Source organism: Providencia sp. PROV209 (genome assembly GCF_028479485.1).
Taxonomy (GTDB): Bacteria; Pseudomonadota; Gammaproteobacteria; order Enterobacterales; family Enterobacteriaceae; genus Providencia; species Providencia alcalifaciens.
The window spans coordinates 23,355-39,010 of record NZ_JAMPNR010000025.1; the positions used below are offsets into that span (position 1 = coordinate 23,355).

At 43.6% G+C, this 15,656-nt stretch carries 11 protein-coding genes; 1 reads left to right on the plus strand and 10 read right to left on the minus strand.

Annotation, left to right across the window (positions count from 1 at the left end):
• Window positions 1-22: 22 nt before the first annotated feature.
• The 3 genes from PR795_RS16960 to PR795_RS16970 all read right to left on the minus strand — a co-directional run bounded on the left by PR795_RS16960 (window position 23) and on the right by PR795_RS16970 (window position 6,645).
• Window positions 23-4,015, minus strand: a complete 3,993-nt coding sequence (locus PR795_RS16960) for a hypothetical protein (RefSeq protein ID WP_272516964.1) — start codon at window positions 4,013-4,015, stop codon at window positions 23-25.
• A gap of 219 nt (window positions 4,016-4,234) precedes the next feature.
• Window positions 4,235-5,761 (minus strand): glycerol kinase GlpK, encoded by a 1,527-nt coding sequence (glpK, locus tag PR795_RS16965; protein WP_181480376.1) that lies wholly within the window; start codon window positions 5,759-5,761, stop codon window positions 4,235-4,237.
• Window positions 5,762-5,814: 53 nt separating this feature from the next.
• Complete coding sequence (locus PR795_RS16970) at window positions 5,815-6,645, minus strand: MIP/aquaporin family protein (RefSeq protein ID WP_036962573.1); 831 nt, start codon at window positions 6,643-6,645, stop codon at window positions 5,815-5,817.
• Window positions 6,646-6,949: 304 nt separating this feature from the next.
• Here PR795_RS16970 and zapB point away from each other — a divergent pair, with 304 nt between their 5' ends.
• Window positions 6,950-7,189, plus strand: coding sequence for a cell division protein ZapB (gene zapB, locus PR795_RS16975; protein ID WP_006660518.1), 240 nt, complete (start codon window positions 6,950-6,952; stop codon window positions 7,187-7,189).
• Between the two features lie 237 nt (window positions 7,190-7,426).
• Here zapB and rraA read toward each other — a convergent pair whose 3' ends face one another.
• The 7 genes from rraA to priA form a co-directional block, all read right to left on the minus strand.
• A complete protein-coding gene (gene rraA, locus PR795_RS16980; RefSeq protein WP_006660517.1) occupies window positions 7,427-7,945 on the minus strand; it encodes a ribonuclease E activity regulator RraA in 519 nt (172 codons plus the stop codon).
• A 119-nt stretch (window positions 7,946-8,064) separates the two neighbouring features.
• Window positions 8,065-8,982, minus strand: a complete 918-nt coding sequence (locus tag PR795_RS16985) for a 1,4-dihydroxy-2-naphthoate polyprenyltransferase (RefSeq protein ID WP_006660516.1) — start codon at window positions 8,980-8,982, stop codon at window positions 8,065-8,067.
• A gap of 171 nt (window positions 8,983-9,153) precedes the next feature.
• Window positions 9,154-10,488 carry an HslU--HslV peptidase ATPase subunit gene (hslU, locus tag PR795_RS16990; protein WP_006660515.1) on the minus strand — a complete coding sequence of 445 codons (1,335 nt, stop codon included), beginning with the start codon at window positions 10,486-10,488 and terminating at the stop codon, window positions 9,154-9,156.
• Window positions 10,489-10,499: 11 nt separating this feature from the next.
• Window positions 10,500-11,030 (minus strand): ATP-dependent protease subunit HslV, encoded by a 531-nt coding sequence (hslV, locus tag PR795_RS16995; RefSeq protein ID WP_006660514.1) that lies wholly within the window; start codon window positions 11,028-11,030, stop codon window positions 10,500-10,502.
• A gap of 168 nt (window positions 11,031-11,198) precedes the next feature.
• Window positions 11,199-12,038, minus strand: a complete 840-nt coding sequence (gene ftsN / locus PR795_RS17000) for a cell division protein FtsN (RefSeq protein ID WP_006663186.1) — start codon at window positions 12,036-12,038, stop codon at window positions 11,199-11,201.
• A 72-nt stretch (window positions 12,039-12,110) separates the two neighbouring features.
• Window positions 12,111-13,139 (minus strand): DNA-binding transcriptional regulator CytR, encoded by a 1,029-nt coding sequence (gene cytR / locus PR795_RS17005; protein WP_006663185.1) that lies wholly within the window; start codon window positions 13,137-13,139, stop codon window positions 12,111-12,113.
• A 287-nt stretch (window positions 13,140-13,426) separates the two neighbouring features.
• Window positions 13,427-15,625: a primosomal protein N' gene (priA, locus tag PR795_RS17010; RefSeq protein ID WP_181480375.1), complete on the minus strand. Its 2,199-nt coding sequence runs from the start codon at window positions 15,623-15,625 to the stop codon at window positions 13,427-13,429.
• Window positions 15,626-15,656 lie beyond the last annotated feature (31 nt).

Here is a 15,656-nt window from a genome sequence, read left to right on the forward strand (position 1 = left end):
TTAAGCCCCCTTATTTTTATCTTTATGCGGCTAATGGTACGAAATGCATGGCTTCAACCCATTGAGAAGCTTGTTGTTGTGCACTGATTGCGTCCTCTTTCATTCCCGCCATGTGTGAAATGAGCGAGTTAAATTCCACAGGGCGGTCATAGTGTAACCATTCGCGATTTTCAGCAAGCGCATATTCATTTTGTTGGATAAGTATAGTGCTGGCGGTGGCGTCATCTTGTAAATGTGAGTCAATATGGACTTTGATACCCGCAATATTTAAGTTAGGGGTACTATCTATGGTGCCTTTGACGATCAACGTATCGTCTTGCACTGAAAGGTACCACGTTTCCAGAGGTGCATATTCTTGAAGCTCATCTCGCTCATCATAAACCAGTAGTGTGACCCAATAGTTGGTGTCGCTGTTAGTCTGTATACCTAATTGTTTCATATCGATCCGCTGATTGAGTTGAACATCAGAAAGCAGTCGAACGTCGGATACAACATGGGTTTCTGATGCAGATTGTCTATCGGAATATAAATTCAGATGGTTGAGGGGTGTAAACTTTGCCTCAGTATTTACTTGATGCTGATTGCAGGGCATTTTTAATGAAAAATATTGCTGATTAAGCCGCCCATTTTCAACCCACGTCGCGCACAAAGCTTGGTTATCTCCATCGTATGCCCAAAATAATTTACTGCCTCGCCAGTAATTATCCATCTGCAATTCATTTGGTACTGCTTTACCATTACCGTGAATAAATAGGCGATTCGCTAATGATTCCGGATTTTTGTAGTGATAGAGCGTTGTATCATCTTGATCTTTTATAATTTCTAAACTGACTAACTCGCCTTTATTTGCAATATTCACATTGAGTTCATTTCCACCTAGGGAAATAGGCATTGTTTCCGTGAGTAATCCATTTTGAGTTGCATAGGTGATTTTTAAATGATGATTGGCATCAAGATATTCTTTGGATATTAAATGCCCTAGTGTTTGTGTGACGGTGAGCTGGCTATAAGGATGGAGTGAGCCATCAGCGAGAGATAAAAAAGAACCATTCAGTTGATAAACGGGCAGATATTCACGGGGTATTTCTTGCTCATCTATTCGAGCTAAAAACTGTTGAGCTCGATATGCTAAATAGTCGGCATGAGATAAGAAGGCATCATATTGTTCAGTGAAATGTGCATAGTCTCGAGGGTACATAGCAGGCATGATTTCACTATTTTGATCTTTATCGAAATAGGTCGTGTATTGTTGGCGATATTGGTCGAAGGCGATAGTTTCTCCATGACTTTCGGCTGCATAAGGATAACGTGAGCCTGTGGTGTGACCCAAACTTAGTCCATGCCCGAATGTTTCATGCCAGAGAATACTGGATTTAGTGATCCCGCCACCAAAATGATGAGTTGCTAGTCCAATCACCCCCGAGGACCCTCCACTCATTGGTAACCGATTGATAGAGGAATAAAAAAATTCTGAATATAGCTTGGTTCGACGAGCTGCTTTTTGGCTATCTTGATAGGCCCACCCAATTTGAGATCTAGAGGGTTCTTCAATGGTTTTTGGGGCATCGTATAGCAGATGAATCAAGTTGTTATCATCAGTATAAGCGTTTCCCTCTTTAATAAGGTAAGGGAATAAGCTCGGTTGTTTCGCCAGTGATGGGTAACTAAACAGTGAAAATTGATGAGTAGGAAGCTTTGCCGCAGCTTCTAGCCCCCAGCTTAAAGGTGAATAGGCATAACTGCCATGACCTGGTTGATATAAGCTTTTATTAGTTACATGAGCAATGATGGGTGTGACATGTTTAACGGGGGGAGAAAACCAACCTTCAGCATCAGTATAAGGTTGAATTATTGGTGTATCACCCGCCATGATTTGTATTTGGATCTCTGGTTGTATCCATTTCCCTCTAATCGGTGCAGTGTAGCTATTACGATGTAGATCTTGAGCTTCTATGCTGGGACTTTTGGGTCTTTCATCAATGTTTGTCGGCAGTTTTTGGGGACCAGTCAAAATAACTCGTTCGAGTTCTATTCCTGATTTATTACGAATAATAGCGACAATATCAGGTGCATTTGCGGCAGATGGGCTAATGAGGTCAACTTTTAATAATGCCCAGCGGTTGGCTGTCAATGTGAAATGGGGAGAATTAGGTGCAAGTAAGTGTGTTTGTGCCATTTGAACATTTAATACTTGCATGTCGGCTGGAGTTTTGTCGTCCCGTAATTCAGGTTGATGATAGATTGGGTCAGGAAGGGTAAAAGTTCTTTGACCGGGGATGGAGACATCTGGCGCGCTTTCAGACTGTAATTGAATCGACATTGGGGCTGATACCGAACCGTCCTCCATAACCGCAGAAACATCAAATTGGTCATGTCCTTGGAAGTGGCGCTGTTCATCAGGACGATATACCCACTCGCCTGTTTGGCTATTGAGTTCTACTTTGCCAAACAGCGGAGATTCAATGAGTTGAAAGTAGGCAATATCTTTGTGTGTTGGAAGCCTACCTGAAATAGCGCCAATGATGAGTTGATTAGCGTTTCCATTTGGATTTTCAACGATGAGAATTGGGCGCCTTTGGCTGTCTTTGAGCTGAAACTGAGAAACTATCATTCCTTCACATTCTAGCAATAATCGCCCTTGAGAATACTGGAGGGTGATAGGCGGTAATTCATTGGCAACCAGTTGCTGGTTAACTTCAGTTTCTATTTTGATGGCTAGCTCATGCCAAGAGTCAGATTCGGATAGCGTAATATCATCGAGCCTAAGGGCTATATTTTGGCGTGAACTATTGATAACCAAAGTGAAATAGTGGCTATTTTTTAGAATGTCATCTGTTAATGCTAGCGAATTTATCGATGTAGCAGGTAAAACCAACGTTTGTTGAAAACCATACGGGTTGAAAGTGGTTTGCTGGGGAGTTTTTTGGGTTATTGGCGGCGATTCAGGTTGGTTATTCGGAATATGGTTAGCGGGTACATAATGAAATGCCGTATCTGGGATTGCATGGATGGATTCACTGTCAGAAAATCCCCATCCTAAACGGATTTTGGGGGCTGTCCCCTGCGTTTTTGTTGTGATTTTAATGGGGATATGTTGGTTTTTATTCACTCTACTTAGGTAAACTTCACCGAATTCATTATGCTCGGCAATTATCTGAGTATTTGATCCAACTTCGAGAATGAGTTCTTCTGAATGGTACTGGGTATCAACATAAATACGAACATCGTCAAATTGCGTCGGTGTTATGACACCTTCATAAATCCATACCGTAGTGTCTGTGTTATCGGCTAATTCGCTATCATAGAAACTCAAATTTGTAATTGTGCAGTTGCTGCTTTCGACTCGTTTTTCTGGTTGGTAAGAGGTCACGAGAAGACCCGCAGATTTTTGTGTTGGCTGAATAGCCTGTGCTTCTTCATGGACATTAATGGGGGTTAATTCATTAAGTAATTGCTGAATGGGTAAGGATATTTCGTTTTCATCATTTTCAATGAGAATGACACTTCCTCCCGTCAGCTCCAGCCAATGTTTGATTAATTCAACTTGTAAGTCGTTTGCATCAGTGGCGAGTATGACAGTATTGTAATTACGATGCCATTGCCCGCTAGGTAAGAGTAAATCGACCAATTGAGCTTGGGAGCGAGGTTCACCATCACGCCATTGGTGAGGGGAATTAAAGCTGTCAATCCATAAACTATGTTGGGGGTGAAATTCAAAGCCTGAGAATTCACTAGAATCTACCGTACTTAATACGTAACTTGTGCGTTGTTCTCCCGGTAAACGGGGTTTATCGAGTAGCCAATTTGTGAGTGCAAATGCGTTCTGTCCGGCGAGATCTTGTTGTGGTGAGTTTTTTAAGCCGTCAAGATAAAAACTGTCTGCATGAATTTTCGCGACCCGACCTCGGTTTTTGTAGAGGCCTAATTGTATCTCACCTTGCAGTATATCTTGATATATGAGTTGTACAGCATGTTGGTTTGAGCGACTAAAAATGCCTTTTTTTTGGTTATCCATAACCTGATCTCCTGAAATAAAAAATGAAAACTATTATTGCAGGAAACGATTTTAAATAAGCGAGTCGGTTCTTTCTAATTTATTATTAGTCTAGGTAACCATGATTGTATTTACTAGTTAACTATTTGTTTGCTAATTATAAATTAGTAATTTATTTCTGTAGTGGGAAATAAAAAAGCAGTGCTGAAGCACTGCTTTGATAGATAAAGAAAAATAATACTACGCGCGGTCTTCCCACTCTTGGGCGCGAGCAACGGCTTTTTTCCAGCCTTCGTATTTATAATTACGTTCTGTGGTTTCGATGCCAGGTTTAAAGACTTTCTCAATCGTGGCTTTACTTTGCAGCTCATCCAGACTTTCCCAGAATCCAACAGCAATACCGGCTAAATAAGCTGCACCCAACGCAGTACTTTCACGTACAGCGGGACGCTCGACGGATGTACCGAGAATGTCAGATTGGAATTGCATCAGGAAGTTATTGGCAACCGCGCCACCATCTACACGCAGCGCTTTTAGGCGTTCACCCGAGTCGGCTTGCATTGCATCAAGGACATCGCGAGTTTGGTATGCGATAGACTCCAGTGTGGCACGGATAATATGGTTGCGATTTGCACCACGTGTTAAGCCAAAGATAGCACCACGAGCATAAGGATCCCAGTAAGGGGCGCCTAATCCAGTAAATGCAGGGACAACATAGACACCATTACTGTCTTTGACTTTGGTTGAGAAATACTCTGAATCTGTTGCTTCATCAATGAGTTTCAGCTCATCACGTAGCCATTGAATGGATGCCCCGCCAACAAACACCGCGCCTTCAAGGGCATAGTTAACTTCTCCTTTAGGACCGCAAGCAATAGTCGTTAATAGACCATGATTGGAGCGAACCGCCGTATTGCCAGTGTTCATTAATAAGAAACAGCCCGTTCCGTAGGTATTTTTCGCCATCCCTGATTTCACACATAATTGACCGTACAGCGCGGCTTGCTGGTCACCTGCAATGCCTGAAATTGGAATACGAGTCCCGCCTTTACCGCCGATGTTGGTTTGACCGTACACTTCGGAAGATGGGCGAACTTCTGGCAACATACTACGAGGAATATTCAGTGCTTTAAGGATTTTATCATCCCACTCTAAATTACGAATGTTGAATAACATAGTACGGGAAGCGTTGGTGTAGTCAGTCACATGTACTCGACCTTGGGTCATTTTCCATACTAACCAAGTATCAACAGTACCGAACAATAATTCACCTTTTTCTGCGCGTTCACGAGCACCTTCGACATTATCGAGGATCCACTTCACTTTTGTACCGGAGAAATAAGGGTCAACGACTAAGCCTGTGTTTTGACGAATATACTCTTCGAGTTCTTTATCGTTGGTTTTTAAGTGGGTACAGAAATCCGCAGTACGGCGACACTGCCAAACAATCGCATTATAGACTGGCTTACCAGTTGCTTTCTCCCAAACGATAGTCGTTTCACGCTGGTTAGTAATCCCGATACTGGCGACTTCATCCGTGCGAATATCTGCTTTGGCAAGGACTTCAATCAACGTCGAACTTTGTGTTGCCCAAATTTCCATTGGGTCATGTTCTACCCAGCCTGGTTTTGGGTAAATTTGCGTGAATTCGCGCTGAGAAATGCTAACGATGTTTGCATCATGGTCGAGAACGACAGCTCGCGAACTGGTTGTGCCTTGATCAAGGGCGACAATATATTTTTTAACGATATTGGTTTCTGTTGTCATAATTTAAACCTGTTCAGCAATGGTTAAACATTGTTTGGGAATAAGAAGCGGTATTAAGAGGTTTTTTTCTCTTCTTCATCAGACTCGCATGTCATGCAAGGTAGATGGCGACCAATTAATTTACGGTAACCGAATGCCCCTAGCAGACCACCAACAATCGGTGCAGTCAATGGGACAAGGAAATAAGGAATATCACGTCCGCCTGTTAGTGCAATATCACCCCATCCCGCTAAATAAGCCACGACTTTTGGACCAAAGTCACGGGCTGGGTTTAAGGCGAATCCAGTCAGTGGACCAAAAGAGCCACCGATAACAGCAATTAAGATACCAATGAGTAATGGTGCGAGTGGACCTTTAGGTACACCGTTACCATCATCGGTTAAACCTAAAATTAAGCAGACTAAAATGGCTGCAATCACGACTTCAATAAAGAAAGCATGGAGCACGCTGATTTGTGGGGCAGGGTATGTGGAGAAGACACCTGCGGTAAATAAACTTTCTTGTGTACCACGGACAATATGGTGAACTTGCTCGTAATCGAAAAAAACAGGGGAGTACATCGAATACACTAAGGCGGCGGCACAGAAACCCCCTAGCATTTGAGCGATAATGTAAGGAACAACTTTTCGCTTATCAAAACAAGCAAATAGCCATAATGCCAATGTGACGGCTGGGTTTAAGTGGGCACCAGAAATTCCCGCAGTCAGGTAAACGGCAAGTGCAACACCGAAGCCCCAAATCACACTAATTTCCCAAAGACCTAATTGAGCACCTGCAATACGTACTGCTGCGACACATCCTAGACCAAAAAAAACCAACAGAGCAGTACCCAAAAATTCCGATATACACTGACCCGTCAGTGTTGAAGGCGTCATTTTGCTCATAAATGTTCATCCTGCAATAGTTGTTAAGATAGGTGTTTTGCACGAGTATAATTTTCGTTACAAAAATTTATTCTGTTAATTTAGCGGGAAAAAAGATAATCGAATATTGCTGTTTGTAAAAACTGTGTGTCAAATCACCAAAAAACGAAAACAAACAATCATTTTTAAGGTCGAATTCAAACATTTGAATGGTCACTCTCTCAACAATTAAAAGAATAATGTTTGTAATCAAGTGTAAGTCACTGGACAGAGAGGATCATGCTACTTACAATCGGGGGAAAGCGCTCATAAGGGAGATCAGAACATGTCATTTGAAGTATTTGAGAAACTAGAATCTAAAGTTCAACAAGCCATTGATACCATCGCATTATTACAAATGGAAATTGATGAACTAAAAGAACAAAACGGTGCATTAAACCAAGAGTTGCAAGCGACTAAGTCAGGTACTGAGTCTTTGGTTCGTGAGAATGAACAACTGAAGCAAGAGCAGGCAACTTGGCAGGAGCGTTTACGTACTCTTCTTGGCAAGATGGAAGAAGTCTAATTCCCTTCATACTTCAAGCCACAGGGGTGTTGGCTTCGTTTGGATACCCGAATCACATACTTGTGTATGCTCATCGGGATATCCTCCACTCGCCGCCTACCTGTGACTCGAATTATTTTGGGAATGCAGAGGAGTGTTTTCTGAAAGATGTAAAAAGTAGTAGAAAAACAGAAAGCGGAAAACAGAAAAGAAAAAGGCAGATAGTGATATCTGCCTTTTTTTGGAATTTGGTGGGGATTATTCGTCGATGGCTTCGTCGAAATCGTCGTTGGCTGCTTGGGTCAGTGGTTCTTCGGATAAGATCATGCCCGTGTTATCGGCATACAGATAATCGCCAGAGAAGAACGTTACACCGCCAAAATTGACACGGATATCGCTTTCGCCAACCCCTTCATCAGGGCAGCCCGCAGGAATTGCTGCAACGGCTTGAATGCCGAGGTCTAACTCCATTAATGCATCGACTTGACGGACGGCACCGTAAACAACAATACCTTCCCAGCCATTGTCTACCGCGAGTCGAGCGAGTTCAGCATCAATCAGCGCTTTACGCACTGAGCCTCCGCCATCAACAAGCAAGATGCGACCATGGCCGTCTTCTTCCAGCAAATCATACAGAATGCCATTATCTTCAAAGCATTTTACTGTAATGATTTGACCGCCAAATGAAGTACGTCCACCAAAGTTGGAGAATAAAGGTTCTACTACATTAACGCTTTCTTGGTAGATGTCGCAGAGTTCGGAAGTATCATATTTCATAGGATTTAGGTCTTTTTTGCTGCAAGAGGATGGTCAGTATATCCCTTTTCGTTACTGATTGGCAAAATTCCCGCCAAAAAATAGGCGGGAAAAGTCAAAAAAACAGCAAATAATTAAGACTATTTGCTCAGAATAACGCCAAGGGAGAATAAAACGTTGGTTACTAACGCGGTTTTTACCATGTTTTCTAACATTGGGCGCATTCCTTCAGGGGTAGGATCAGCAAGGACTTTACGAACATGGTTCATTAGCATCGGTACTGCCAGTAAAAATAGCCAACCAGCCCAACCCGTTAAGTAGATTAAATTAAAAAAGACCAAACATAAGATTGAGACGATGATAAGAATCGCGTGGTATATGCGGGCACCTTGTGGACCTAAACGCACGGCTAACGTGTTTTTACCCGCTTTAACATCGTTCTCGATATCACGCATATTATTGATATTTAATACTGCAACCGACAGTAATCCACAGGCAGTGGCTGGCAGAATAGTGATGACATTAAAGCTGTTGGCTTGCAGGTAAAATGTGCCAATCACACTTAACCAACCAAAGAAAATCAGAACGGAAATATCACCCAGACCAAGATAGCCGTAGGGTTTTTTACCGACGGTATAGGTAATTGCAGCGACAATTGCGACTAACCCTAAGCCAAGAAATCCGATAGCATCTTCAGGCTTTTCGCACGCGACAATAATCAGTAATAGGCCAGAAAGGCAAGCCGCGAAGATATTGAGCTTCAGGGCTTTTTTCATATCTTCTTTGGTGATAATCCCTTTTTGCATACCTCGCAAGGGACCAATACGTTCAGCGGTATCTGAGCCTTTGACGGCGTCACCATAATCATTTGCGAGGTTAGATAAAATTTGCAATAAGCCTGCTGTAATGATTGAAAGCAGAGCCACTGGCCACTTAAAGTTGCCAGTAAAATAGGTCAATGCAGAGCCTGTCACGATGGCAATCACCCCTAATGGCAGGGTTTTTGGTCGTAAACTTTCTAGCCAAGCTTGTTTGCGGCTGATTGAAGATGAGTTCATGTAATTTATTCACCGTACTCGGATATTTCAATGGGTAACGTGGCTTGTTGCTGAGTGACCATTTGAATTATTGAGAGTAAATGTTTTTATTAAGTTGGATTCAATATGTCAAAAGTGCAGCATTTTAGCTGCACTTTGTAAGGATACATGAAAACCTGATAATTAATAAGATTATAAAATAAATCTACTCAGATCTTCATCCGCAACGAGTTCGTCTAAGTGTTGACGGACATACTCAGCATCAATTGTAATGCTTTGTCCATCACGCTCACTTGCATCGAAAGAGATATCTTCCATCAGACGTTCTAGTACGGTATGTAAGCGACGAGCACCGATATTTTCAGTTGATTCATTCACTTGCCATGCAGATTCTGCAATTTTGCGAATCCCATCAGCGGTAAATTCAATACTAACACCTTCGGTTGCCATCAGCGCTTTGTACTGTTCAGTCAATGATGCATTCGGTTCAGTTAGGATGCGCTCGAAATCTTCCGTCGTTAGTGCTTCTAGTTCAACGCGAATCGGCAGACGACCTTGCAGTTCAGGGATCAAGTCTGATGGGCTAGAGACTTGGAATGCACCAGACGCGATAAATAGGATGTGGTCAGTTTTAACCATACCGTGTTTGGTTGAGATGGTGCAGCCTTCGATTAATGGTAGCAGGTCACGCTGAACCCCTTCGCGGGAAACATCTGGACCAGAACTTTGACCGCCGCGTTTACAGATTTTGTCGAATTCATCAATAAACACGATACCATTTTGTTCAACGGCTTCAATCGCTTGTTCTTTTAGCTCTTCAGGGTTAACCAGTTTTGCAGCTTCTTCTTCCACCAGCAGTTTGAAAGCTTCTTTGATTTTCATCTTACGAGGCTTCTGTTTTTGACCTGCTAGGTTCTGGAACATAGATTGCAGTTGGTTGGTCATCTCTTCCATGCCCGGAGGAGCCATGATTTCAACGCCCATAGGTGCCGCAGAGACTTCAATTTCAATTTCTTTATCGTCTAGCTGACCTTCACGTAATTTCTTACGGAATGCTTGGCGTGCTGGTGATTGTTCATCAACCGGCTCTGCTTGCCCCCAGTTATTTTTTGCTGGTGGGATTAAGACATCAAGAATACGTTCTTCCGCCATTTCTTCTGCGCGGTAACGGTTTTTCTCGATAGATTGTAAGCGCACCATTTTTACTGCGGAATCAGTAAGATCGCGGATGATGGAGTCAACTTCTTTACCAACATAACCCACTTCGGTGAATTTAGTTGCTTCAACTTTGATGAATGGCGCATTGGCTAGTTTCGCTAAGCGGCGCGCGATTTCGGTTTTACCTACCCCAGTAGGACCAATCATCAGAATATTTTTTGGGGTCACTTCATGGCGTAGATGCTCATTTAATTGCATACGGCGCCAGCGGTTACGCAGGGCGATAGCAACAGAGCGTTTAGCTTTATGTTGACCAATAATATGGTTGTCGAGTTCGCTGACAATTTCGCGTGGAGTCATTTCGGACATGCTAGCAATCCTTATGATTTTGAAGAAATTTCTTCAAAGTTGACATTATGGTTGGTGTAAATACAGATATCTCCCGCAATCGCGAGGGCTTTTTCTGCGATTTCGCGGGCGCTTAAATCTGTATTTTCGAGTAAGGCGCGTGCAGCTGATTGTGCGTATGGACCACCGGATCCAATGGCAATTAGGTCATTTTCAGGCTGAACGACGTCACCATTACCCGTAATAATTAATGAAGTGTGTTCATCTGCGACGGCAAGCAGCGCTTCAAGTTTGCGAAGCATACGGTCGGTACGCCAATCTTTGGCTAATTCCACCGCCGCTTTAGTGAGATGTCCTTGATGGAGTTCAAGCTTACGTTCGAATAGTTCAAAGAGAGTGAATGCATCTGCGGTGCCACCGGCAAATCCTGCAATGACTTTGTCGTTATATAAACGGCGCACTTTGCGGACATTGCCTTTCATGACGGTGTTACCCATCGTCGCCTGTCCATCACCACCGATTACAACTTGGCCATTACGGCGAACACTTACGATTGTTGTCATGAGTTAGCCCCTGGTTTTTGTTACAAAAAGAATGCAGTTGATTTCGTTTTTTGATAGATAAATTTCAAGTGATAGTGAGTTATTCACTATCACTTGAAAGAGATTTAGCTCAAAAATAACTGCTTACGAGTACGTTAAAACAGTAGATGGGGGAGGTGAGGGGATTTTTCAACCCCCAGAAGCGCGAAGAATGCAACCACTCACGCCAACACCTGCCGCGCGGTCGCGCATGCTTTCGGCGGTGGACTTAGAATAAGGTCCTAACATGATGCGATGCCAGCCACCACCAGTGGTGACGCGGCTTTCAATTCCAGCAAAGGCAAGGGTTGCACGTACAGATTCTGCTTGCTCAGCCGTTTTGAATGAACCACATTGCACGATCATATTCTGCATTTTATTCACAGGGGTCGTTTCGGGCTTAGGCTCGGATTTAGGTTCGGGTTTTATTGCCGCTTGAGCCTGCTGAACTGGTGCGGCTGGGCGTGTCTCCGGTTTTGGTTCAACCACAGAAGGTTTACGCTGCGTCGGTGTTTCAATTGATTTTACCGGTTCGTTGATGACCACTTGTGAGCGCGGAACAGGTTTACCATTAAATGGAACCTCTTGCAGATTCGTCACTGGCTGGCGACGATCGGAGTCCATTTGCTCTAATAATTGGCGCTGTTCGGTGGTGAGATCAGACTGACGAATATTACCACTATTCGTGTTTGGTTGTGCCGGCGAAGTATAATCTTGCCAAGGCTCCTCGAGCTCTCTTTTATAGCGCCAAGGTTCTTCAGGTTTAGGTGGCAGCGTGCTACCCGGTTTTGCAGCTTGAGTTGGGAGATTCGCTTGAGGAGCGTCTTTTTTATTGTGAGTAATAAAGAATAGCCCTCCTACGAATAAGACGACAATAGCAACCGCCACAAGTAACGTGGTTAATGGTAGCCCTTGGGCTTTCTTCGATTTGCCTTTGCTTTTTTTGCGAGCGGACGACCGTCCTCGAGCTACATAATCTTTTTGTGCCACGCTATTAATTCACTAGTTGTCAGTTGTAAATCGTTATTTTAGGCATATGTTACTTAACCTTAACGATTTTGCCTAGCATTTAGGCGCTTTTGTACTCTCTCTAACGATTAAATCAGAATCTAGGAGACGAGAACCTGGGGTGACACTATTTCCTTGTAGCTGTTCTAGCAGCAATAGCATCGCATGGCGACCAATTTCCCTACGAGGGTGATTGATTGTCGTCAGTGCGGGTAACGTATATTTTGCTTGCTCAAGGTTATCAAAACCGATAAACGAGATATCCTCTGGAATTTTTAGACCCATTTTTTTCGCTTGCCACATGGCTCCGAATGCCATGATATCAGTATGGCAAAAAACAGCGGTTGGTGGTTCGGGCAGTGAAAGCAATGTTTTTAATGCTTCGGCGCCGCTTTCATGGGAAAAATCGCCGCGCACAATATAGTTTTCTCTAAGCCCTTCACCAGTACGTAGCATCGCTTTTTTGTACCCTTCTAACCGATATTGGCTATGGGGCATCTCTTCAGGACCCGCAATGCACGCAATGCGTTTATGCCCTTGCTTTAATAGGTAGTGGGTAGCATTGAAAGACGCCGTGAGGTTATCAATATGCACGGTGGGAAGTTTTAACTCTGGGGCAAATTCGTTCGCCATAACAATTGGTGGTAGGTTTTTTTGCTCTTCTGTTGATACATCAAACGGTAAGTTAGAGCCAAGCAATACCATGCCATCAATTTGCTTAGTGATGATAAGGTTGATAAAGGCATTTTCTTGTTTTTGTTGATGTTTACAATCACCAATGAGCACGAAGTAACCTTCGTGGGCGGCGATTTCTTCAATACCACAGATCACATCACTGAAGAAAGGATCGCTAATGTCTGGGACGATCGCTAGAATGGTTTTGGATTCATTGCGTTTATAGCTGCGGGCGAGGTTATGGGGATAATAACCCACGTCTAAGACAGCTTGCTCAACTTTTTGACGTGTTTGTAGGGAGACTTTTTCAGGATTCATCAACGTCCGAGAAACTGTCGCGGTTGATACTCCTGCTGCGCTAGCGACATCTTTCATGGTCGCCGTATTATTGTGCTTTTTACTTTCCACAACGCCTTCCTTTGTCTAGTTAATCGATTGCTTTTTTTGAATGGCGCAAACACGTCATTTAGCTAATTAAAAGACATTCTAATGAGTTTCACAATAATATCTGTTACCTAGTTTACATAAAAAGTGTGACTTGCATCATTTTTTAGAGCTGCCTCGCAAATTTAAAAAATAGTTATAGTGATAATCACTTAATCCAAATTCTGAATGCATGAGATTATAGCGAAAAAGAATGTTTAGTGATGATTGTCAGCGAGTTACATTACTCAAAACTCAGGTAAATAGCATGATTAACCGTCAGTAGGGTCCACATCAATATTCCATTTCACTTTGCGACTTTCCGGCTGTTTTAGTAACTCAGGCAATAGTTGCGCCATAAATTGTTGAAGGTAAGCGCGTGATGGATGCTGTAGTAGCAGCTGCCAACGAAAACGTCCGCCGCGTTTTGCCTGAATGGAGGGCGCTGGACCTAAAATCCATAATCGGGAGTCGCTTTGCGGGTGCTGACTAATATAGTGGCGGACATTTTGTAAAAACTGTCTCGCATCCTGATTATTATGATCTTCAGAACGGATCAAAATATGGCTGGTGAATGGGGGCAACATGGCGACTCGACGCTCTTCGAGCGCTTCTGCGGAGAAGGCGTCATAACCACTTTCTAGCAAAGTCAGTAGAAGAGGGTGTTCGGGATGATGGGTCTGTAAGAAGACTTCCCCTTGTTTGCCTGCTCGCCCTGCTCGCCCTGACACCTGCACGTACAATTGTGCGAAGCGTTCTGCGGCTCTGAAATCACTTGAAAATAGTGCACCGTCAACATCCAGCAGCGCCACGAGGGTGACATCCGGAAAATGGTGTCCCTTTGCTAACATTTGTGTGCCGATCAGAATGCGTGCACCGCCTTCATGCACCGCGTTTAAATGTTGCTCTAATTCCCCTTTACGGCTTGTGGTATCACGGTCGATACGAGTCACGGGTACATCTGGGAATAATTCCGAAATACCTTCTTCCAACTGTTCCGTTCCCATACCAACAGGGACTAAGTGGGTTGAACCACATTGCGGACATTGACGTGGAACAGGTCGCTGGCTATCGCAGTGATGGCAGCGTAACTGATGAAAATTTTGGTGAAGGGTGTAGTAGTGATCGCAACGCTGGCATTCTGCTATCCAGCCACACTCATGACAGATAAGGGCGGGCGAATAACCTCGTCGATTTAGAAATAAAATGACCTGATTATTTTGTGAGAGATGATTTTTAATGTGTTGAATCAGTAAATGGGATAACCCAAACTTGAGGGGTTGACCTTTTAAGTCAATTAAATGCTGCTCTGCCGGACGCGCGTTACCGGCTCGAATCGTCAAATTTAATTGCCGATACTTATTTTGCTGGACGTTACTCAAGGTTTCTAACGACGGCGTTGCAGTTCCCATGATGATGGGAATATTTTCTTTTTTGGCGCGAAATACGGCTAAATCACGGGCATGATAACGCCAGCCATCTTGTTGCTTATAAGAACTGTCATGCTCTTCATCGATAATAATGATGCCCAGATGGGCAAAGGGTGTGAACAGTGCGGAGCGCGTTCCAATAATAATGCCATTAGACCCTTGTTTAGCTCGTAACCAAACAGCTAGGCGCTCACTATCATTCAGTGCGGAGTGCAGCACATCAACAGGTACATTAAAACGTTCTCGAAATCGATTAATGGTTTGTGGCGTTAGCCCAATTTCGGGTACTAGAACCAGTGCTTGCTTACCTTGAGCTAGAATATTTTCCAAGACGCTCAGGTACACCTCGGTTTTTCCTGAACCCGTGATCCCTGCTAATAGCCAAGGTGAAAAATGATTATCTTCTGCACGGATAGCACCTACGGCGGTGGCTTGTTCGCTATTGAGTCGTAAACGTTCGCCACTCACTGCAAATTGAGACAGCCACTTTTCAGCAACAGGTTGAACGGGATGTAATTCAGCGTACTGTTTTTTCTTTAGTGCCTGTAAGGCACTTTCACTGATCTCTAATTCCCCAACTTGATGACGATAAATAGGGCGGCGACGTAATAATGCTAAAGCTTGTTGCTGTTTTGGGGAGCGCTTAAGTTCATTAAGATCCGCAGCGTTGCCTTCTTCAGTGACTTGCCATTGCCAAATTGGCGTAAATTCGGCTGGTTTCCCTTGGCGTAGTAAGGTTGGCATCGCATGGAATAGCACTTCGCCAATAGGATAATGGTAGTATTGAGACGACCACAATAGAAGCTGCCAGAGATCATCCGGAAACAGAGTTTGTGAATCCAAAACCAGTTCCACGGTTTTTAATTGGTCTTCGGGAAACTCGCTTTTATCGCTCAGATTGACCACCACACCAAGGGCTTGGCGCTTACCAAAAGGGACCATGACTCGTCCACCAATGACGGGGATAGGCATATTTGAGCCCAAGAGATAATCAAATGTGCGATTTAAAGGAACAGGTAACGCCACCTGAACGACGATCATAGCTGGATTTCCGTCCGTTTTTTGTACAAAA

Excerpts from the sequence above, each read along its gene's own strand:
- PR795_RS16960 (WP_272516964.1), bottom strand. The coding sequence starts at position 4,015 with ATGGATAACCAAAAAAAAGGCATTTTTAGTCGCTCAAACCAACATGCT.
- glpK (WP_181480376.1), bottom strand. The coding sequence starts at position 5,761 with ATGACAACAGAAACCAATATCGTTAAAAAATATATTGTCGCCCTTGAT.
- PR795_RS16970 (WP_036962573.1), bottom strand. The coding sequence starts at position 6,645 with ATGAGCAAAATGACGCCTTCAACACTGACGGGTCAGTGTATATCGGAA.
- zapB (WP_006660518.1), top strand. The coding sequence starts at position 6,950 with ATGTCATTTGAAGTATTTGAGAAACTAGAATCTAAAGTTCAACAAGCC.
- rraA (WP_006660517.1), bottom strand. The coding sequence starts at position 7,945 with ATGAAATATGATACTTCCGAACTCTGCGACATCTACCAAGAAAGCGTT.
- PR795_RS16985 (WP_006660516.1), bottom strand. The coding sequence starts at position 8,982 with ATGAACTCATCTTCAATCAGCCGCAAACAAGCTTGGCTAGAAAGTTTA.
- hslU (WP_006660515.1), bottom strand. The coding sequence starts at position 10,488 with ATGTCCGAAATGACTCCACGCGAAATTGTCAGCGAACTCGACAACCAT.
- hslV (WP_006660514.1), bottom strand. The coding sequence starts at position 11,030 with ATGACAACAATCGTAAGTGTTCGCCGTAATGGCCAAGTTGTAATCGGT.
- priA (WP_181480375.1), bottom strand. The coding sequence starts at position 15,625 with ATGATCGTCGTTCAGGTGGCGTTACCTGTTCCTTTAAATCGCACATTT.